Raw genomic sequence first — 17,604 nt, 5'->3', positions numbered from 1 at the left:
CCCATTTCGTGCGCCTTCATTTCGTGTGAAAACGGCGTTCTGGCACGCCGTAGCCGCGCCAATATGTGGCCCTTACCCTGGTGGAAATTTGCGCCTTGCGGGGCGTGGCGTGCTCTTGTCTTATGTTGGTCAGACATTCGGCATAAGGGGGGCGCATGGTTCACCAAATTTTCATCGGCACCATCCTGATCCTTATCACCATCGTGATCGCCGCAATCGGCTTTTGGATTGCCGAAGGATTGCTGACAATGCTGGGCCGTTGGTTGGTGCGCCGCCCACACGCGCCAAAGCTGGCGCTTGTGTTGATTGGTGCGGTGCTGATGGTGCTGACCGTGTTGACCGCGTCGGTTTGGGTCTGGGCGTTGGCCTTTGTGGTTTTGGATGTTTTTGACGCGCTGGAACCGGCAACTTATTTTTCAATCGTGGCGTTTACGACGCTTGGGTTTGGCGACATCCTGCTGCCCTTGGAATGGCGCATTCTTGGTGGGATGGCGGCCGCGAATGGGTTGTTAAACATGGGGCTTTTCACTGCGATGCTGGTCGAAATCCTGCGCCGGGTCCGTTCAGAACAGGTAGAGGGGCGATCAGATGAGGTTTAGCCGCTGGCGCCTGTGGTTCGCTGGCACCGCGCTGCTTTGTGCTGTGCGCCCAGCTTGGTCCCAAGAAACAGTAATTGTCGCGGTGGCTGCAAATTTCGCCGAGGTGGTCGCGGAAATCGAACCAATGTTCGAAGCCGCGTACCCCTATGACCTGTTGGTGTCGGCTGGCTCCACCGGTAAGCTTTACGCGCAGGTGAAAGCAGGCGCTCCGTTTGACGCGATGCTTGCGGCCGATCAGGACCGTCCCGCCCGCTTAATCGCTGAAGGGGACGCTGTGGCGGGAACGCGTTTCACCTATGCCATCGGCCAGTTGACCCTGTGGAGCCCGAAAGAGGGGCGGATAAACGGCGATGGCACGGCAGCGATCACCGACCCGGATACGCGGTTCGTCGCAATGGCCAACCCCGCACTTGCGCCATATGGTGCTGCGGCAGAACAGGCCGTGGCCACACTTGGCCTAACGGATGTGGTGCAGGGAAAGCTGGTGATGGGGCAAAACATCGGACAGACGTTTTCAATGGTGGCGACGGGCAATGCCGATATGGGCTTCGTCGCCCTTTCAGCCGTGCTTAGCCCGCGCAACGCGACGGCGGGCAGTCGCTGGGATGTTCCTGCCGAACTTTACGACCCGATCCGCCAAGACGCCGTGTTACTGAACGCGCAAAGCGAGGGTGGCCTTGCCTTTCTTGAATATTTGCAGGGGGATGCGGCGCGAAGCGTAATCTCTCGTTTCGGTTATTTGGTGGAGTAGCGCAGGTGGAGTTGCCAGACCTTGCCCCCCTGTGGCTTACCCTTCGGCTGGCAGCGGTCACGACCGGTGTGTTGCTGTTGATCGGCACGCCATTGGCATGGTGGCTGGCGCAAAGTCGGGGCCGGATGAAACCGATCATAGAGGCGATCACGGCGTTGCCGCTGGTGCTGCCGCCAACGGTGTTGGGCTTTTACCTGCTGATCTTCCTCAGCCCGTCTGCGCCGCTTGGGGCGGCGTGGCGCGACGTGACGGGGGATACCCTGACATTCTCATTCACGGGGTTGGTCGTGGCGTCGTGTCTGTATTCGCTGCCGTTCATGGTGCAACCGCTTCAGTCCGCGTTTGAGGCGCTGGGCCGCGCCCCATTGGAAGCAGCCGCCAGCCTGCGTGCGGGCCCGTGGGATGCGTTCTTTTCGGTGGTGTTGCCAATGTCCGCGCGCGGGTACCTGACGGCGACGGTTCTTAGCTTTGCCCATACGATTGGCGAATTTGGCGTCGTTCTGATGGTGGGCGGGAACATTCCCGGCAAGACCAAAGTGATCTCGATCGCGATTTACGAACATGTTGAGACGATCAATTACAGCGAGGCGCATGTCCTGTCGGCTGGGCTGCTGGTGTTTTCCTTCCTCATCCTGCTGTTCGTTTACAGCATGAACCGTCGTTTCCCTGTGCATGTGGGGTAGGGGATGAACAAGCTTTCCCTGAACCTGCAACTGGCACGCGGCGATTTCGCCATGAACATCGTGCATGATGCCGATCTGACGGGAATTACCGCGCTGTTCGGGCCGTCGGGCGCGGGCAAAAGCACGGTTCTGCGCGCGATTGCGGGGCTGGAAGCTGACGGCAGCGGGCGCATCGCCTTTGATGGTGATGTCTGGCAAGACAGCGATGACCGGGTCTTTGTGCCGCCCCATAAACGCGGCGTCGGTATGGTGTTTCAGGATGCACGGCTGTTTGGCCATCTGACGGTGGCCGGGAACTTGAACTTTGCCGACAAGCGCTCGAACGGTGCTTCGCCAATTTCGCGCGATGCGGTTGTTCACGCGCTGGATCTGGGGCCGTTGCTTGCGCGCCGTCCGGCTTCGTTGTCGGGGGGGGAACGGCAGCGGGTCGCGATGGGTCGCGCGTTGTTGGCACGGCCACGACTGCTGTTGATGGATGAACCGCTGTCGGGCCTTGATATGCGGCGCAAGGCACAGATTTTGCCCTATATCGCTCGTCTGCCAGACGCGTTTGGTTTGCCAGTTCTCTATGTGACCCATGCCATTGATGAGGTGACACGGATCGCGGGCGATATGATCGTTATCGGCGATGGGCGCGTTACGGCGGCTGGCCCGCTGGCCGAAACGTTCGCTCGGTTGGATCTGGACGCGGGCGGAAGCCGGTTTGAGGCGGGCGTTATCCTAAACGCGCGTGTTAGCGGTGCGGATGAGGCGTTTCGACTGACGCGGTTGGAACTTGAAGGTCAAACCCTGTCGATGCCCGCCGCAAAGGTCGCGGTTGGCGATGTGGTTCAGCTTCGTGTTCGGGCGCGCGATGTTTTGCTGGCGACCAGCCCGCCCATCGGCCTAAGTGCGCAGAACATCCTTTCTGGGCAGGTGACAGAGATCATCGAAGAAACCGAAACCGCATTTGCCGAAGTTTTCGTGGCCGTTGGTTCGCAATGTCTGCGTGCTCGCGTGACCCGCGCGGCGGTTTCACAGCTTGGCTTGGCGGTGGGGCAGCCGGTGTTCGCTGTTCTGAAAGCCATCTCTTTTGATCGCCGCGTGCTTTGACACTTAGCCCTGGGCGGTAATTTCCACGATATTGCCACCGGCTGCTTTCGCGTCTTCCGCGTCATGGGTGACCATCAGCACAGGCAAGGCGCGGGCCTTTGCCCGGTCAAACACCAACTGACGCACTTGGGCGCGCAGGGCAGTATCAAGGCGGGAAAACGCTTCGTCCAGCAACAGCGCCTTGGGGTCGCTTAGCAACATGCGCATCAATGCCACGCGGGCCTTTTGGCCGCCGGACAGGGTGGCGGGGTCGCGCTGTGCGAAACCGGGCAGGTCGACCTCTTTCAGTGCGGCATCCACTTTCGCACGCCGCGCCGTGCGGCCCCGAGGTGTGGGCGGAAGCCCGAAGGCGAGGTTGCCGCCGACGGACAGGTGGGGGAACAACAGCTCTTCTTGGAACAGGATGCCGATGTGGCGCTGTTCGGGGCGCAGGTCGGTGACATCAATACCGTTCAACACGATGCGCCCTTCGATGGTGAAGCCATGGGGCAGGGTGCCGGTAATGGCCGCCAGCAACGTCGATTTGCCAACGCCGGAGGGGCCCATCACGGTCAGAACCTCGCCCGGGGCGATGTGGGCGTCTAGGGCAACCAGCGGGGCACCGCCTTGAAGAACGCACAGATTTTGAAGGTGTAGTCCGGTTGTCATTATGCCTCTCTCAGCGCGCGGCGATTTAGCCACACAATGCGCGGCAGGGCGATGGCGGCGGCAAAGCTCAGAAACACCACCCCGGTTTGTGCCAAGGCGTAAACCCCGATGATGCGCCTGTCACCGCCTGACGCAAGCGCGACAGCCTCTGTTGTTAGGGTTTGCACCCGGCCTGCGCCAATCAGCAGCGTGGGAAGGTATTGCCCGACCGACACCGCAAAACCAACGGCGGCAGCGGTAAGAACGGGGGCCAGCAGCATCGGCATTCGTACGGTCCAGAAGATGCGGTTGGCGCGCGCGCCAAGGGCGGCGGCGACGGTGGCATGGCGCCTGTCCCAGCTTTCGTAAGGGTCGCTTAACGACAGCATGACATAGGGCAGCACAAAGACCACATGCCCAAAGATCACGACGCCGCGCCCCATATCGGCCCCGGCCATCAGCGCCAGCGTTTGCAGCCCCGGAAGGAAGGCGATTTGTGGGATCAACAACGGTAGGTACAGCAACCACATCCCGCCGCGCCCCTTTTTGAACCCGAAGCGAAATTCCGCCTCTAGGCAGGCTAGCGTCAGGGCAAGCGCGATTAGTGTTGAGGCCCCGGCGATAAGAAGGGTTTCAAAAGTCGGGTCCCAAAGGCTGGCCCCATGGCGCATCCATGTGCGCAAAGACAGGGTGTCTGGGAGGGTGTTCGGAAAGCTCCAAAAGCCAGCGACGGACCAAACGGCTAGCCCGGCCAGCCCCAGCAGAACGGCGGCGACGGTTGTGACAGCCAACAGCAGGGCAAACCACTTTAGAATTGCGTCCCACTTGCCCCGGCCGCCACGTTCTGCCCAATGACAGCCAAGCTTGGCGACGACGCTTTCTGCGCCGCGCCACATCAGCAGGGTCGCGATGACAAGGCACAGTTGCAGCATTGCGCCTGCACCCGCGATATAGCGCATCGTTAGGTCAGGGTCGCCCATCCAGCGCACGATTTGGACGGCCAGTGTGGGCGGTGTGTTCGGGCCAAGGATTATGGCGACATCAACCACCGACATGGAATAGGCCAGAACGGCATAAACCGGCAGACGGATTTGCGCATAGATGCGTGGAAATACTGCCTTTAGCCAACCAGTGACCCGCGAATAGCCCAAGGATTGCGCGATGGTCAGACTGCGGCGCGGTTGTGCTTGTGGTAGGGCCGCGATGGACATCAGCAAAAGGAAAGGTACTTCTTTTGTGATCAGGGCAAGCGTCATGGCGATGCCCCACGGGTCTTGAAGGATCAGCAGGTCGGGCGGGCGGGTCCATCCTGTTAGCCATGGGGAGAACGCGCGCGCGATCCAACCCGAGGGGGCGATCAGAAAGGCGATGCCAAAGGCCGCGGCAGCGTGGGGCACTGACAAAAGCGGGGACAGCGCCCTTTCGATCCAACGAAAGGCGCGGGTGCCGGACCATCCCGCCAGGATCAGCGCGGTGATCAGTAGCGATAGCAGGGTTGCCACGACCCCGGTGCTGACACTTAACCGGGCGGCCGCGAAAACGCCGGGCCAATCAAAGAGCGCGCGCAGTGCGTCCAGCGACAGGGTGGTGCCGCCGATGGCAGGGAAATACCCCAGCGCGGGCGCAATCGTGCCGATTAGCCCCGCAAGAACGGGACCAATCAACAACAAAAGCGTCAGCGCCGGGGCAAGGCGCATGGGTTACTGGGCCACGCCGAAACGGGCGGTCCAGTCTTCCTCGATCCGGGTCATCCAGCTAGGATGAGGTTCGGGCAAGGCGTTGCCCAGTTCGGCCGGGGAAAGGGTCGCGATGCCCAGCTCTAGCGCGTCGAAGCGGACGCGATCCTCGGGGAGCAGTTTGTCCATGGCCAGTACGGTGCCATAACCCAAAACATTGGGGTCTTGCGCGCGGGCCTGTGCCTGTGGCGACAACAGGAAGTCGGCCAGAACCATGGCACCGGCCTTGGCTGACGCGTTGTAAGGGATCGCCACGAAGCTGGCGTTGCCGATTGTGCCGCCGTCCATAACGAAGGTGCGGACGGTGTCGGGCAGTTCGCCGTTTGCAATCGCGGTGGATGCCTCGCCGGGGCTAAAGGAAATCGCAAGGTCGATTTCACCGTCGGCCATCAACTGAATCTGGCGCGGCCCGGTTTGGGGATACGCCCGGCCCGAACGCCACAGCTGCGGTGTCAGATCGGCAAGATAGGCCCACAGCGGTTCGGTGGTCGCGTTATAATCGGCCGCATCGGCGGGGCCTTGTAGAACGGCGGGGTCCGTCACCAGCCCGTAAAGCGCCTGTTTCAGGAACGTCGTGCCAAGGAAATCGGGCGGCTGGGGAAAGGTGAACCGACCGGGGTTGTTTGCGGACCATTCCATAAGTTCAGACATGGATTTGGGCGGGGCCGGAAGGCGGGCGGTATCATAGTAGAAGACGACCTGCGCCATGGCCCACGGGCTTTCCAGCCCATCGGTTGGCACGGTGAAATCCGACGTCACGGCGGGTTTGCCCTCGACATCCACCAAATCCCAGTTGGGAAGGGACTGCGCCCACGGGCCATAAAGCAGACCGGCGTCTTTCATGGCTGCGAAATTCGCGCCGTTGATCCAGATAAGGTCAACAGCGCCGCCTTCGTCTTTGCCAGCAGTCTTTTCGGCCAGAACACGGCTTACGGCATCTGCGGTGTCGGAAAGCTTTACATGTTCCAGCGTAACGCCATACCGTTCGGAAATCTGATCGCCAGCCCAGCGGATGAAGTCATTGGTGGCGGTCGAACCACCCCACGCGTTCCAGTAAACAGTCTGTCCGTCTGCTTCGGTCAGGACGGAATTCCAATCATCGGGGTTGGGGTCCGCGAAGGCGGGGGCGGCAAGGGCCGACACGGCAAGGGCTGTTAACAGACGCTTCATAAATGACTTCTCCCATTTTTCTGAGACACGTAAGACCGCAAAAAAGTAAGCTGCGCCACACAAAAAAACGTGTGCGTTTTGCCGGATTTCGTAACAAATCAACGCAGTTGGCGCATCAGGTGTTGCGCAAGCGCTGCAATCTGGTGTGGCAGGCACTTGCAGCCACCGGGACGCGCGCCTAAGACTCTGTAAGGTTTCTCGGGCTACAGATGGCCCAAAGCAACAGGCAGAGCGAAATGAACGATCCTTTAGAGACTTACATGAACACGCTTGTTCCGATGGTGGTCGAGCAGACTTCGCGCGGCGAACGGGCATATGATATTTTTTCGCGTCTGCTGAAAGAACGTATCATCTTTATCACCGGCCCGATCCATGACGGCATGTCGTCGCTGATCGTGGCACAGCTTTTGCACCTAGAGGCTGAGAACCCGACCAAAGAGATTTCGATGTATATCAACAGCCCCGGCGGCGTTGTGACATCCGGTTTGTCGATCTACGACACGATGCAGTACATCAAACCAAAGGTTTCCACACTGGTTGTGGGGCAGGCGGCGTCGATGGGTTCGCTGTTGCTGGCTGCTGGTGAAAAAGGCATGCGCTTTTCGCTGCCTAACAGCCGCGTCATGGTTCACCAACCATCGGGTGGGTATCAGGGTCAGGCGACCGACATCATGATTCACGCACAGGAAACGCAGAAGCTGAAAGACCGGTTGAACGAAATCTATGTTCGCCACACCGGTCAGAAGATGAAAGCGGTCGTTGATGCGCTGGAACGGGACAATTTCATGTCGCCCGAAGATGCGAAAGAATGGGGCCTGATCGACGAAATCGTCGAAAACCGTGAGAAAATTGAAGGTGCTGCAAGCTAAGCACCGGTGAAGATCGGGTGCAGCGCCAGATTTTGGCGTTGTACCCGGAAAATACCTGCCATAGGTTGGTGGGAATATCAGATCAGCCTGACGCGACCGCAGGCAAAATGCGGTACAACGAGCTTCAGAGGATGAACATGGCGAATAACTCCGGCAGCGACTCCAAAAATACGCTTTACTGCTCGTTCTGCGGCAAAAGCCAACATGAGGTGCGCAAGCTCATCGCCGGCCCGACAGTCTTCATTTGCGATGAATGTGTCGAGCTTTGCATGGATATCATCCGTGAAGAGACAAAGTCGGCCGGGCTTAAATCTTCTGAAGGTGTCCCAACACCGAAAGAGATTTGCGAAGTTCTGGACGATTACGTTATCGGTCAGGCGCACGCCAAGCGGGTTCTGTCTGTCGCGGTTCACAACCACTATAAGCGTCTGAACCATGCGTCCAAATCGGGCGACATCGAACTGGCGAAATCCAACATCATGCTGATCGGCCCAACCGGCTGCGGTAAAACGCTTCTGGCGCAAACGCTGGCCCGTATCCTTGATGTACCGTTCACGATGGCCGATGCGACCACCCTGACCGAAGCCGGTTATGTGGGCGAAGATGTTGAAAACATTATCCTGAAGCTGCTTCAGGCATCCGAATACAACGTTGAACGCGCGCAGCGCGGCATCGTTTACATCGACGAAGTTGATAAGATCACCCGCAAGTCTGACAACCCTTCCATCACGCGCGACGTGTCTGGCGAAGGTGTTCAGCAGGCCCTGTTGAAGATCATGGAAGGCACCGTTGCATCGGTTCCGCCACAAGGGGGGCGCAAGCACCCGCAGCAGGAATTCTTGCAGGTCGATACGACCAATATCCTGTTCATCTGCGGCGGCGCGTTCGCTGGCCTTGAAAAGATTATCGCTCAGCGCGGTAAGGGATCGGGCATCGGTTTCGGTGCCGATGTTAAAGACAACGACACACGCGGTGTCGGCGAGATGTTCAACGAACTGGAGCCCGAAGATCTGCTTAAGTTCGGTCTTATTCCAGAATTTGTCGGTCGTTTGCCAGTTATCGCAACCCTGCAGGATCTGGACGAAGACGCACTGGTTACCATTCTGACGAAGCCGAAGAACGCTTTGGTCAAGCAGTACCAGCGCCTGTTCGAACTGGAAGAAACCCAGCTGACCTTTACCGACGATTCGCTGAAAGCCATCGCTAAGCGCGCAATCGAACGTAAGACTGGCGCGCGTGGCCTTCGGTCGATCATGGAAGATATCTTGCTGGATACCATGTTCGACCTGCCAGGCATGGCCGAGGTTGAAGAGGTTGTTGTGAATGAGGAAGCCGTAAATTCTGACGCGGCTCCGTTGATGATCTATGCCGATCAAAAGAAAGAGGGCGCTAGCGCAAGCTAACCTACCTTCTATAGCGTTTCGAAAGGCGGGCCATGTGCCCGCCTTTTTTGTTTCAACAGGTTCGCTTTTGTTGCGCTAAGTCGGCTTGGTGAAAATAGAAACTGGACCTTTCTTTGGAATTCGGCCAAAGGCGTCATCAAGCAAAAAGTTGAGGGATATCATATGACTCGTAAACTCATCTCGTCCGGATCGCCGTTTGAAGCAAAGATCGGCTATTCCCGTGCAGTGGTTCAAGATGGCTGGGTCTTCGTTTCCGGAACGACGGGTTATGACTATTCCAGCATGAAAATGCCCGAGACCGTGTCAGAGCAGTGCCGAAATGCGCTTGAAACCATCGAAAAGGCGATTGCCGAAGCGGGCTGTGCGATGGCCGACGTCGTGCGCGTCCGGTATATTTTGCCCGATGCCAAAGACTTTGAAGCGTGCTGGCCGGTTCTGCAGGATTTCTTTGGTGAGGTTCGGCCGGCGGCAACAATGATCAGTTGTCCGCTTATGGAACCTGAAATGAAGATCGAAATCGAAGTAACAGCGCGCCAACCGCAGGGGTGAGGCACGCTTGCCCCTAGACGTTATGGCGCCGATGGTCCATATCATGGGGAAGAATTGCCGGAGGGTTCCATGGGCATCGTGAACAGCTTTCTTCGTCTTGTAACCTGGTGGAATGGCCAGACGCTTGGCACGCAAATTTTTACGTGGCGAAAAGGCGTTAAGGTCGGTGAAGACGAGCAGGGTAACGTGTTTTACGAAACGCGCGACGCAAAGCGGCGCTGGGTCATCTATAACGGTGAGGTAGAGGCAAGCCGGATCAGCCCAGATTGGCACGGCTGGCTGCATCACACCTTTGATGCGCCCCCTACAAAAGAACCGCTGACGCACAAAGCGTGGGAAAAACCCCATCAGGAAAACCGCACGGGGACGCCGCTGGCCTATGCGCCCGCCGGTTCGATCCGCCGCGTAGAGCCCGCTGCACGCAGCGATTACGAGGCTTGGCAGCCGGAATAAGGCGCAGATGTCAGAAAACAAAGCAGAACTGTTGGTCGGTGGAGTCGTTCTTGCGGCTGCTGCGGGGTTTTTTGCGTATCTTGTCAACGCGACGGGCATCAGTGGCACGACCGCGGGAAGCTATGAATTGACGGCTTCTTTCCGGTCGGTTCAGGGCATTGCGGTTGGGACTGACGTGAAGATGGCCGGGGTCAAGGTTGGGACGATCACGTCGCTTGATCTGAACCCGACGACGTTCCGGGCCGACGCACGGTTCACTGTGAAAGATAACTTGGAATTGCCTGATGACAGCGCGATTCTTGTATCTTCCGAAGGTTTGCTTGGCGGAAACTTCATCGAAATCGTGCCGGGCGGTTCGCCCTTCAATCTGGAGCCGGGCGGCGAGATTGAGGACACGCAAGGTGCGGTTGGGCTTATTTCGTTGCTGATGAAATTCGTCGCAGCATCAAGCGGTGAGGCCGAGGAATGAGGCTGGCGCTTGCACTTTCGTGTCTTCTAGCACTGCCAGCAGCCGCGCAAGAGGCGGCTGAAACTGCCAGCGGCGGCATCGTCCGCGTTCTGGACAAAGTGTCAGGCGCTGTATCCGATATTGAGATGACAAACGGCCAGACCACTGAATTTGGCCGGCTTGAAATCTCGCTCAGGGAATGCCGCTATCCGGCTGATAACCCATCCAGCGATGCGTTTGCTTACGTCACTGTGCGTGAGTTGGACGAGGATACCGCAACGTTTGAGGGATGGATGATCGCATCCAGCCCGGCGCTGAATGCGCTGGATCACCCGCGTTACGATGTCTGGGTCATGCGCTGTATTAATTCCTGAGCGGTTGGCGTTGCCGGCGCGTCAAAATCAGCAACTACATTCAATGCGTTAGACAATCGTACATGGTAATCGGCACGGCTGATTTCGATGCCACCAAGTGATGCCAGATGGTCGGTGATAAATTGCGTGTCCAGCAGGGTGAACCCTGCTTGGCGTAGACGGTCCACCAGATAGGCCAGCGCGATTTTGGAAGCGTCTGTGCGGCGTGAAAACATGCTTTCGCCGAAGAATGCCCCGCCAAGGGCAACGCCGTAAGACCCGCCGACCAACTCCTCCCCATCCCAGACTTCGATGGAATGCGCAAAGCCGCGTTGGTGAAGCTGTTCGTAAAGGTCGAAGATCGTATCGTTGATCCAGGTTTCCTCGCGGTCGGCACAATGCCTGACCACCCCTGCAAAATCCGTGTTTACGCGTATCTGAAACTGTTCTTTCAGGATACGGCGGCGCAAAGAGCGAGAGATGTGGAAGCCATCAAGCGGTAGGATGCCGCGTTGGCGTGGGTCGACCCAGAATATTTCGGGGTCGTCTCGTGCTTCGGACATCGGGAAAATGCCCGAAGCATAAGCTTGAAGTAACAGATCCGGCGTCAGCGCTGGGGCTGTCATGGGGTCACTTGGCCAGATTGGTTTCCAACCAGCGCTCCAGCCAGTGGATATCGTAATCGCCGGACTGGATGTCAGGCTCTTCCAGCAGCGCGTGGAACAGCGGGACAGTCGTATCGACGCCATCCACGATCAGCTCTCCCAAGGCGCGCGCCAGACGGGCCAACGCCTCTTTCCGGTCACGACCATGCACGATCAGTTTGCCGATCAAGCTGTCGTAATAGGGCGGGATCGAATAGCCGTCGTAAAGCGCGGAATCCATCCGTACGCCCAGCCCACCGGGGGCGTGGAATGCGGTGATCTTGCCGGGGCAGGGCGAAAAGTTCGGAAGCTTTTCAGCGTTAATCCGTACTTCAATCGCGTGGCCGTTCAGCGAAAGATCTTCTTGGGTGAACGACATGGGCAGCCCTTCGGCCACACGGATCTGTTCACGCACCAGATCGACGCCAAAGATTGCCTCGGTCACGGGGTGTTCCACTTGAAGACGGGTGTTCATTTCGATGAAATAGAACTCGCCGTTTTCGTAAAGGAACTCGATCGTGCCAGCACCGATATAGTTAATGCGAGCAACAGCATCGGCGCAGACTTTGCCGATTTTCGCACGCATTTCTTCGGTGATGATGGGGCCGGGGGCCTCTTCGAACACTTTTTGGTGGCGGCGCTGAAGCGAACAATCGCGTTCGCCCAGATGCACTGCGTTACCTTTACCATCGCCGAACACCTGAATTTCGATGTGGCGTGGCGTGCCAAGGTATTTTTCGATGTAAACTTCGTCGTTGCCGAACGCGCTTTTGGATTCGGAGCGCGCGGTTTGGAACGCGGTTTCCAGATCATCGGCGGTTTGGGCCAGCTTCATGCCGCGCCCGCCGCCACCTGCGGTGGCTTTTATGATGACGGGGTAACCAATCTCTTCGGAAACCACACGGGCGGTTTCCAGATCAGGTACACCACCGTCCGAGCCGGGTACGCAAGGTACACCAAGCTGGCGCATCGTTTCTTTGGCGGTGATCTTGTCGCCCATCATGCGGATGTGTTCCGCTGTAGGGCCGATAAACGCGATGTCGTGGTCTTCTACGATCTGCACGAAGTTCGCGTTTTCCGACAAGAAGCCATAGCCGGGGTGAATTGCGTCGGCCCCGGTGATTTCACAGGCCGAAACGATCGCAGGGATCGAAAGGTAGCTGTTTGTGCCGGGAGGGGGGCCGATGCAGACGGCCTCGTCGGCCATGCGAACATGCATCGCGTCGGAATCGGCGGTTGAGTGAACCGCGACAGAGCGGATGCCCATTTCACGGCACGCACGGATGACGCGCAGGGCGATCTCTCCGCGGTTGGCAATCAGGATTTTTTCGAACATTGGCTGGGCCTTATTCGATGATCATCAAAGGTGCGCCAAATTCCACCGGCGCGCCATCTTCTACGAGGATGCGCTTAACCGTGCCCGAATGCGGGGCCGGGATCTGGTTCATGGTTTTCATCGCTTCGATGATCAGAACTGTCTGTCCTTCGCTGACGGTGTCGCCCACCGAAACGAATGACTTAGAACCAGGCTCTGGCTGAAGATATGCCGTGCCAACCATGGGCGAAGTCACAGCGCCGGGCAATTGCGCCGGGTCTTGGCTGACGGGTGCTTCGGCTGCGGCCGGTGCGGCAGCAGCTGGTGCTGCAGCTGCAACTGCGACGGGGGCAGGGGCCGCCACGGGGGCTACAACCTGCGATGCACGCGAAACGCGAACGTCAAGGCTATCGGCCTCGTCGTATTCCCGCTTCACCTGAAGCTCGGTTAAATCGTTTTCACGTAATAATTCGGCCAATGCCTGAATGAAGGCTACATCTGCGTCATGAGAATGTTTTGTCATACCGTCCTCGATCGGTGGTCCCCGCGCCTGCTGAAACGCAGGTCTGCGCCTGTTTCTTGGGCCGCTTATACGCCAGCGTTGAAACAGTTGAAAGCGCCTGTTGATGATTTCTGTTCGCAAACAACACGTCTGGATAGGACGTTCGCTAATTTTTAAGGCATATTTAGTCAGAACTGAGTGTAAGTTTATCAATATCGCGCCGTTTGAACGGTTTGAAAATTTACCGTTTGATAAAATTTAGAACCCATGGCACGCTTTTCACAGCCAAAAAGCCAAAAAGCCAAAATAAGGGAGCATTCATGTGGCAAACAGTCATCTGACCCCCGGTGTCGTATCCGGTCGTCTTAAGGCGGAAGCCTATCATGACAACTTTTCCGACAAGGAGCCTCCGTTTGATGCGCACGAAGCTGCGGTTGCGGCTGACCGGTGCTATTTCTGCTATGATGCGCCCTGTGTAACGGCCTGCCCAACGTCAATCGACATTCCGATGTTCATCCGGGAAATCCAAACCGGTAAGCCCGAGGCGGCGGCGAAAACGATTTTTGAACAGAATATTCTGGGCGGTATGTGCGCCCGTGTATGCCCAACAGAACAGCTGTGCGAAGAAGTCTGCGTGCGCGAGGTCGCCGAAGGCAAACCGGTTGAAATCGGTCGCTTGCAGCGGTTCGCGACGGATACGGTGATGTCCAAGGGCGCGCATCCCTTCACGCGCGCGCCGTCCACGGGCAAACAGATTGCCGTTGTGGGGGCGGGGCCTGCGGGTCTGGCCTGTGCGCACCGGCTGGCGATGAAGGGCAATGACGTTGTGCTGTATGACGCACGGCAAAAGCCCGGTGGGCTGAATGAATACGGCATTGCGGCCTATAAGACCGTTGACGATTTCGCACAAAAAGAGGTGGAGTGGCTGACGCAGATTGGCGGCATCACCATCGAAACCGGTAAGGCTCTGGGCCGTGAACTGACGTTAGAGGCGCTGCGCGATCAATACGATGCGGTGTTCTTGGGCATTGGCCTGACTGGGGTTAACGCGCTTAGGACCGAAGGCGAAGACAAAAGCCACGTTCACGATGCCGTCGATTTTATCGCCGCGCTGCGCCAGTCTGGCGATCTTGGGAAAGTGGCCGTTGGGCGCGATGTTGTGGTCATCGGGGGCGGGATGACGGCGGTGGACGCCGCCGTGCAGTCAAAGCTTTTGGGCGCTGAACATGTTACGATGGTCTATCGCCGTGACCGCGACCACATGAGCGCAAGCGAGCATGAGCAGGATCACGCAGCGTCCAAGGGCGTGCGGATCATTACGGGGGCTGCGCCCTTACGTATCGTGGGGAATGGCGCGGTTCAGGCAATCGAATTCGCCTATACCAAGGAAACCGCCGAAGGCCTGACCCTAACCAACGAAACCTTCCGCCTGCGGGCTGATCAGGTGTTCAAAGCGATCGGTCAAAGCTTGGAAGGCACCCCCGAAGGGTTACAGCTTTCGGGTCGAAAAATCGCTGTGAACGGACAGGGCCGCACGAATTTGGACGGGGTCTGGGCCGGTGGGGATTGCGCGATTGGCGGCAATGACCTGACCGTGACCGCCGTGGCCGAAGGGCGCGACGCCGCCGAAGATATTCACGCCAGCCTGATGCGCTGAGAAGGAGAAAGAGCAATGGCAGATCTTTCCGCTGAATTCGTAGGGATCAAATCCCCGAACCCATTCTGGCTGGCCTCGGCGCCGCCAACTGACAAAGAATACAACGTCCGGCGCGCGTTCGAGGCGGGTTGGGGCGGCGTGGTTTGGAAAACCTTGGGCGAAGAAGGCCCGCCCGTGGTGAACGTCAACGGCCCCCGTTACGGCGCTATCTGGGGCGCGGATCGGCGCCTGTTGGGCCTGAACAATATCGAACTGATCACCGACCGCCCGTTAGAGGTGAACCTACGCGAAATCAAAGCGGTCAAGCGTGACTATCCGGATCGTGCGCTTGTCGTTTCGCTTATGGTTCCATGCGAAGAAGCCGCTTGGAAAGCTATCCTTCCTCATGTCGAAGATACCGGCGCGGATGGGATCGAACTGAACTTTGGCTGCCCACATGGCATGGCTGAACGCGGGATGGGCAGTGCGGTGGGCCAAGTGCCCGAATACATCGAAATGGTCACGCGATGGTGCAAGCAAAACACCCGCATGCCGGTCATCGTAAAGCTGACGCCGAACATCACCAACATCCTGTACCCGGCCGAAGCCGCCAAACGCGGTGGGGCGGATGCGGTGAGCCTGATCAACACGATCAACTCCATCACCTCGGTCGATCTGGATGCGATGTCGCCTGAACCGATGATCGACGGTAAAGGCACCCACGGGGGGTATTGCGGCCCAGCGGTGAAACCCATCGCGCTGAACATGGTGGCCGAGATTGCGCGCAACCCCGAAACCTATGGCCTGCCGATCAGCGGTATTGGCGGCATCACAACATGGCGCGACGCGGCAGAGTTTTTGACCCTAGGCGCTGGCAATGTGCAGGTTTGTACGGCGGCGATGACCTATGGTTTCCGCGTGGTTCAAGAAATGGCGTCGGGCCTGTCGGAATGGATGGACGAAAAAGGCTACTCCTCCATCTCGGATTTCGCGGGGCGGGCGGTGCCGAATGTCACCGACTGGCAGTATCTGAACCTGAACTACGTCACCAAGGCCAAGATCGACCAAGACGCCTGTATCCAATGCGGGCGGTGCTATGCGGCGTGCGAAGATACCTCGCATCAGGCCATTGCGATGAACGAAGGGCGTGTGTTCGAGGTGAAGGATGACGAATGCGTCGCCTGTAACCTTTGCGTCAACGTCTGCCCGGTCGAAGACTGCATCACCATGGTTCGGGTTCCCGGCGGTCAGATGGATGAACGCACCGGGCAAACGGTGCCAGATGAATACGGCAATTGGACAACCCACCCCAACAACCCATCTGCCCGCGCGGCGGAATAGGGTAGGGGCAATGGAAACCGCGATCATTTTTGACTGCGAGTTTTTGGTAAGCGAAGGGGCCCAGCAAAGGTTTTGGTGCGGCCCCTTCGATCCTGACCCTGTCATCGCGCAAATTGGGTTGGTGAAACTGGGTCTTGGCGATGGCTTCCCCATTCTTGAAACGCTGCGGATTTTCGTCAAACCGATGGACCGGCAAGGTCAGCCAATGGGGCTTGATCCGTTCTTTACCAAATTGACGGGCATCACGGACGAACAGATCGACGAACACGGAGTGTCCCTTGCGGATGCATTGGAAGAAACTGAACGGTTTTCTTCAGGCGCGCAGTTCTGGTCTTGGGGCAAGGACGAACTGAACATGATGGCGATCAGTTGCTACATTGAAGGAATATCGCCGGTGATCCCGGCCAACAGGTTCGAAAACGCCTGCAATTTGTTGCTTGCGGCGGGAATGCCCTATGACGACCTAAAGAAAACCAGAAGCACCAGTTTGGCCGCATATTACGGCATCGATCTGCCCCAGGCGAAAGACCATGACGCGTTAAGCGATGCGTTGTCAGTCACGCATGTTTTGCGGCATCTGTTGAACGACGGGGCGCTGAAGGCCCAAGCGTTCAAGACCTAGTTCAAGGCGTCAGAAGTTTGGTGAACAGCGTTTCCAGATAAACTTCGGCATCGGCGAAATGGCTGTCGTCGGTTTTGCCCAAAACCGCGTGCACCTGCACATCGAAGTCGGCGTAATGCTGTGTCAGTGCCCAGATCGAAAAGATCAGGTGGTATGGGTCAACCGGCGCCACGCGTCCATCGGCGACCCAGTGGCGAATAACTTCGGCTTTTTCGTCGACCAGCTCTTTCAGCTCACCCTCTAGGGCTTCCATCATGCGTGGCGCGCCCTGAAGGATTTCGTTGGCGAACAGTCGGCTTTCACGGGGGAAATCGCGGCTCATTTCCAGCTTGCGGCGGACGTAGGCCATGATCTCTGCGATGGGTTCGCCTGCTTCGTCCATCTCACGCAGTGGGTCCAACCAGTTGTCGAGCAAGCCGGACAGCACAGTCGTGTGGATCGCCTCTTTCGAGGGGAAATAATAAAGTAGGTTCGGCTTGGATAAACCGGCGGCTTGCGCGATTTGGTCCAAGGTGGATCCGCGGAACCCATATTGAGAGAAAACATCAAGTGCTGCCTCTAGAATGGCATTGATGTTTTTTTGCTGGATTCGGGTGCGCGGCTTTAGTTCATTCATGGCGTCGGTGTTTAAGTGGACCACCCCCATCCTGTCCAGTTCTGATTGTCTAAAGGCTTGGTTTCGTGGGCTGCCTAAAAAAGAAACAAAGTGCATCGAAGTGTCCCTTTGATAAAAATGTCTGGTACCTCGTACTCTGAAAGCAGAAATGGTATTTCTTGACTGACCCTAAAGCTCTGCTAGCGTGTTTCTGAC

Annotated in this window: 20 protein-coding genes; 13 read left to right on the top strand and 7 right to left on the bottom strand. The window is 57.9% G+C overall.

What is annotated here, in order from left to right:
* Positions 1 to 155 precede the first annotated feature (155 nt).
* Genes COL8621_RS10885 through modC form a run of 4 tightly spaced genes read left to right on the top strand, consistent with a single transcriptional unit; the run spans position 156 to position 3,125 of the window.
* Entirely contained in the window at positions 156 to 599 is a 444-nt protein-coding gene (locus tag COL8621_RS10885; RefSeq protein ID WP_093967392.1) for an ion channel, read from the top strand.
* A complete protein-coding gene (gene modA / locus COL8621_RS10880) occupies positions 589 to 1,350 on the top strand; it encodes a molybdate ABC transporter substrate-binding protein (RefSeq protein WP_093967391.1) in 762 nt (253 codons plus the stop codon). Before COL8621_RS10885 ends, modA begins: the two co-directional genes overlap by 11 nt.
* Positions 1,351 to 1,355: 5 nt before the next feature.
* Entirely contained in the window at positions 1,356 to 2,033 is a 678-nt protein-coding gene (gene modB / locus COL8621_RS10875; protein WP_207652086.1) for a molybdate ABC transporter permease subunit, read from the top strand.
* A 3-nt stretch (positions 2,034 to 2,036) separates the two neighbouring features.
* Positions 2,037 to 3,125 (top strand): molybdenum ABC transporter ATP-binding protein, encoded by a 1,089-nt coding sequence (modC, locus tag COL8621_RS10870; protein ID WP_093967390.1) that lies wholly within the window; start codon positions 2,037 to 2,039, stop codon positions 3,123 to 3,125.
* 3 nt (positions 3,126 to 3,128) lie between these two features.
* Here the strand turns inward: modC and COL8621_RS10865 are convergent, their stop codons facing one another.
* Genes COL8621_RS10865 through COL8621_RS10855 form a run of 3 tightly spaced genes read right to left on the bottom strand, consistent with a single transcriptional unit; the run spans position 3,129 to position 6,658 of the window.
* The gene (locus tag COL8621_RS10865; RefSeq protein WP_093967389.1) at positions 3,129 to 3,773 is read right to left on the bottom strand and encodes an ATP-binding cassette domain-containing protein; all 645 of its coding nucleotides are present in this window, start codon (positions 3,771 to 3,773) and stop codon (positions 3,129 to 3,131) included.
* A complete protein-coding gene (locus tag COL8621_RS10860; RefSeq protein ID WP_093967388.1) occupies positions 3,773 to 5,449 on the bottom strand; it encodes an ABC transporter permease in 1,677 nt (558 codons plus the stop codon). Before COL8621_RS10860 ends, COL8621_RS10865 begins: the two co-directional genes overlap by 1 nt.
* A gap of 3 nt (positions 5,450 to 5,452) precedes the next feature.
* Positions 5,453 to 6,658, bottom strand: coding sequence for an ABC transporter substrate-binding protein (locus COL8621_RS10855; protein WP_093967387.1), 1,206 nt, complete (start codon positions 6,656 to 6,658; stop codon positions 5,453 to 5,455).
* Positions 6,659 to 6,894: 236 nt separating this feature from the next.
* On the opposite strand from COL8621_RS10855, the gene COL8621_RS10850 reads away from it, so the two are divergent.
* The 6 genes from COL8621_RS10850 to COL8621_RS10825 all read left to right on the top strand — a co-directional run bounded on the left by COL8621_RS10850 (position 6,895) and on the right by COL8621_RS10825 (position 10,754).
* Positions 6,895 to 7,527, top strand: a complete 633-nt coding sequence (locus COL8621_RS10850; protein ID WP_093968524.1) for an ATP-dependent Clp protease proteolytic subunit — start codon at positions 6,895 to 6,897, stop codon at positions 7,525 to 7,527.
* 137 nt (positions 7,528 to 7,664) lie between these two features.
* Positions 7,665 to 8,930 (top strand): ATP-dependent Clp protease ATP-binding subunit ClpX, encoded by a 1,266-nt coding sequence (clpX, locus tag COL8621_RS10845; RefSeq protein ID WP_093968523.1) that lies wholly within the window; start codon positions 7,665 to 7,667, stop codon positions 8,928 to 8,930.
* A gap of 162 nt (positions 8,931 to 9,092) precedes the next feature.
* The gene (locus COL8621_RS10840) at positions 9,093 to 9,479 is read left to right on the top strand and encodes a RidA family protein (RefSeq protein WP_093967386.1); all 387 of its coding nucleotides are present in this window, start codon (positions 9,093 to 9,095) and stop codon (positions 9,477 to 9,479) included.
* 69 nt (positions 9,480 to 9,548) lie between these two features.
* Entirely contained in the window at positions 9,549 to 9,932 is a 384-nt protein-coding gene (locus COL8621_RS10835; RefSeq protein WP_093967385.1) for an NADH:ubiquinone oxidoreductase subunit NDUFA12, read from the top strand.
* Between the two features lie 7 nt (positions 9,933 to 9,939).
* Complete coding sequence (gene mlaD / locus COL8621_RS10830; protein ID WP_093967384.1) at positions 9,940 to 10,401, top strand: outer membrane lipid asymmetry maintenance protein MlaD; 462 nt, start codon at positions 9,940 to 9,942, stop codon at positions 10,399 to 10,401.
* Positions 10,398 to 10,754: a DUF2155 domain-containing protein gene (locus COL8621_RS10825; protein WP_093967383.1), complete on the top strand. Its 357-nt coding sequence runs from the start codon at positions 10,398 to 10,400 to the stop codon at positions 10,752 to 10,754. Before mlaD ends, COL8621_RS10825 begins: the two co-directional genes overlap by 4 nt.
* On the opposite strand, the gene aat is transcribed toward COL8621_RS10825, so the two are convergent.
* The 3 genes from aat to accB are packed head-to-tail and all read right to left on the bottom strand — an operon-like array spanning position 10,718 to position 13,215.
* Positions 10,718 to 11,359 (bottom strand): leucyl/phenylalanyl-tRNA--protein transferase, encoded by a 642-nt coding sequence (gene aat / locus COL8621_RS10820; protein ID WP_093967382.1) that lies wholly within the window; start codon positions 11,357 to 11,359, stop codon positions 10,718 to 10,720. The two genes, COL8621_RS10825 and aat, sit on opposite strands and share 37 nt — an antisense overlap.
* A 4-nt stretch (positions 11,360 to 11,363) precedes the next feature.
* Positions 11,364 to 12,713 carry an acetyl-CoA carboxylase biotin carboxylase subunit gene (gene accC / locus COL8621_RS10815; RefSeq protein WP_093967381.1) on the bottom strand — a complete coding sequence of 450 codons (1,350 nt, stop codon included), beginning with the start codon at positions 12,711 to 12,713 and terminating at the stop codon, positions 11,364 to 11,366.
* Positions 12,714 to 12,723: 10 nt separating this feature from the next.
* Positions 12,724 to 13,215, bottom strand: a complete 492-nt coding sequence (accB, locus tag COL8621_RS10810) for an acetyl-CoA carboxylase biotin carboxyl carrier protein (RefSeq protein WP_093967380.1) — start codon at positions 13,213 to 13,215, stop codon at positions 12,724 to 12,726.
* A 301-nt stretch (positions 13,216 to 13,516) separates the two neighbouring features.
* On the opposite strand from accB, the gene COL8621_RS10805 reads away from it, so the two are divergent.
* The 3 genes from COL8621_RS10805 to COL8621_RS10795 are packed head-to-tail and all read left to right on the top strand — an operon-like array spanning position 13,517 to position 16,793.
* Positions 13,517 to 14,851 (top strand): NAD(P)-dependent oxidoreductase, encoded by a 1,335-nt coding sequence (locus COL8621_RS10805; RefSeq protein WP_093967379.1) that lies wholly within the window; start codon positions 13,517 to 13,519, stop codon positions 14,849 to 14,851.
* 15 nt (positions 14,852 to 14,866) lie between these two features.
* Complete coding sequence (preA, locus tag COL8621_RS10800) at positions 14,867 to 16,171, top strand: NAD-dependent dihydropyrimidine dehydrogenase subunit PreA (RefSeq protein WP_093967378.1); 1,305 nt, start codon at positions 14,867 to 14,869, stop codon at positions 16,169 to 16,171.
* 10 nt (positions 16,172 to 16,181) lie between these two features.
* Complete coding sequence (locus COL8621_RS10795) at positions 16,182 to 16,793, top strand: 3'-5' exonuclease (protein WP_093967377.1); 612 nt, start codon at positions 16,182 to 16,184, stop codon at positions 16,791 to 16,793.
* 1 nt (position 16,794) lies between these two features.
* Here COL8621_RS10795 and rutR read toward each other — a convergent pair whose 3' ends face one another.
* Positions 16,795 to 17,409 (bottom strand): HTH-type transcriptional regulator RutR, encoded by a 615-nt coding sequence (gene rutR, locus COL8621_RS10790; protein WP_093968522.1) that lies wholly within the window; start codon positions 17,407 to 17,409, stop codon positions 16,795 to 16,797.
* Positions 17,410 to 17,604: the final 195 nt, after the last annotated feature.

The sequence above is a fragment of the Actibacterium lipolyticum genome (assembly GCF_900184935.1).
GTDB lineage: Bacteria > Pseudomonadota > Alphaproteobacteria > Rhodobacterales > Rhodobacteraceae > Actibacterium_A > Actibacterium_A lipolyticum.
Note: the sequence above shows the minus strand (reverse complement) of the source record. Positions and strands in the feature narration are given on the sequence as shown.

Coding starts and splice junctions, on each gene's coding strand:
- COL8621_RS10885 (WP_093967392.1), top strand. CDS start 156: ATGGTTCACCAAATTTTCATCGGCACCATCCTGATCCTTATCACCATC.
- modA (WP_093967391.1), top strand. CDS start 589: ATGAGGTTTAGCCGCTGGCGCCTGTGGTTCGCTGGCACCGCGCTGCTT.
- modC (WP_093967390.1), top strand. CDS start 2,037: ATGAACAAGCTTTCCCTGAACCTGCAACTGGCACGCGGCGATTTCGCC.
- COL8621_RS10865 (WP_093967389.1), bottom strand. CDS start 3,773: ATGACAACCGGACTACACCTTCAAAATCTGTGCGTTCTTCAAGGCGGT.
- COL8621_RS10860 (WP_093967388.1), bottom strand. CDS start 5,449: ATGCGCCTTGCCCCGGCGCTGACGCTTTTGTTGTTGATTGGTCCCGTT.
- COL8621_RS10855 (WP_093967387.1), bottom strand. CDS start 6,658: ATGAAGCGTCTGTTAACAGCCCTTGCCGTGTCGGCCCTTGCCGCCCCC.
- COL8621_RS10850 (WP_093968524.1), top strand. CDS start 6,895: ATGAACGATCCTTTAGAGACTTACATGAACACGCTTGTTCCGATGGTG.
- clpX (WP_093968523.1), top strand. CDS start 7,665: ATGGCGAATAACTCCGGCAGCGACTCCAAAAATACGCTTTACTGCTCG.
- COL8621_RS10840 (WP_093967386.1), top strand. CDS start 9,093: ATGACTCGTAAACTCATCTCGTCCGGATCGCCGTTTGAAGCAAAGATC.
- COL8621_RS10835 (WP_093967385.1), top strand. CDS start 9,549: ATGGGCATCGTGAACAGCTTTCTTCGTCTTGTAACCTGGTGGAATGGC.
- mlaD (WP_093967384.1), top strand. CDS start 9,940: ATGTCAGAAAACAAAGCAGAACTGTTGGTCGGTGGAGTCGTTCTTGCG.
- COL8621_RS10825 (WP_093967383.1), top strand. CDS start 10,398: ATGAGGCTGGCGCTTGCACTTTCGTGTCTTCTAGCACTGCCAGCAGCC.
- aat (WP_093967382.1), bottom strand. CDS start 11,359: ATGACAGCCCCAGCGCTGACGCCGGATCTGTTACTTCAAGCTTATGCT.
- accC (WP_093967381.1), bottom strand. CDS start 12,713: ATGTTCGAAAAAATCCTGATTGCCAACCGCGGAGAGATCGCCCTGCGC.
- accB (WP_093967380.1), bottom strand. CDS start 13,215: ATGACAAAACATTCTCATGACGCAGATGTAGCCTTCATTCAGGCATTG.
- preA (WP_093967378.1), top strand. CDS start 14,867: ATGGCAGATCTTTCCGCTGAATTCGTAGGGATCAAATCCCCGAACCCA.
- COL8621_RS10795 (WP_093967377.1), top strand. CDS start 16,182: ATGGAAACCGCGATCATTTTTGACTGCGAGTTTTTGGTAAGCGAAGGG.
- rutR (WP_093968522.1), bottom strand. CDS start 17,409: ATGAATGAACTAAAGCCGCGCACCCGAATCCAGCAAAAAAACATCAAT.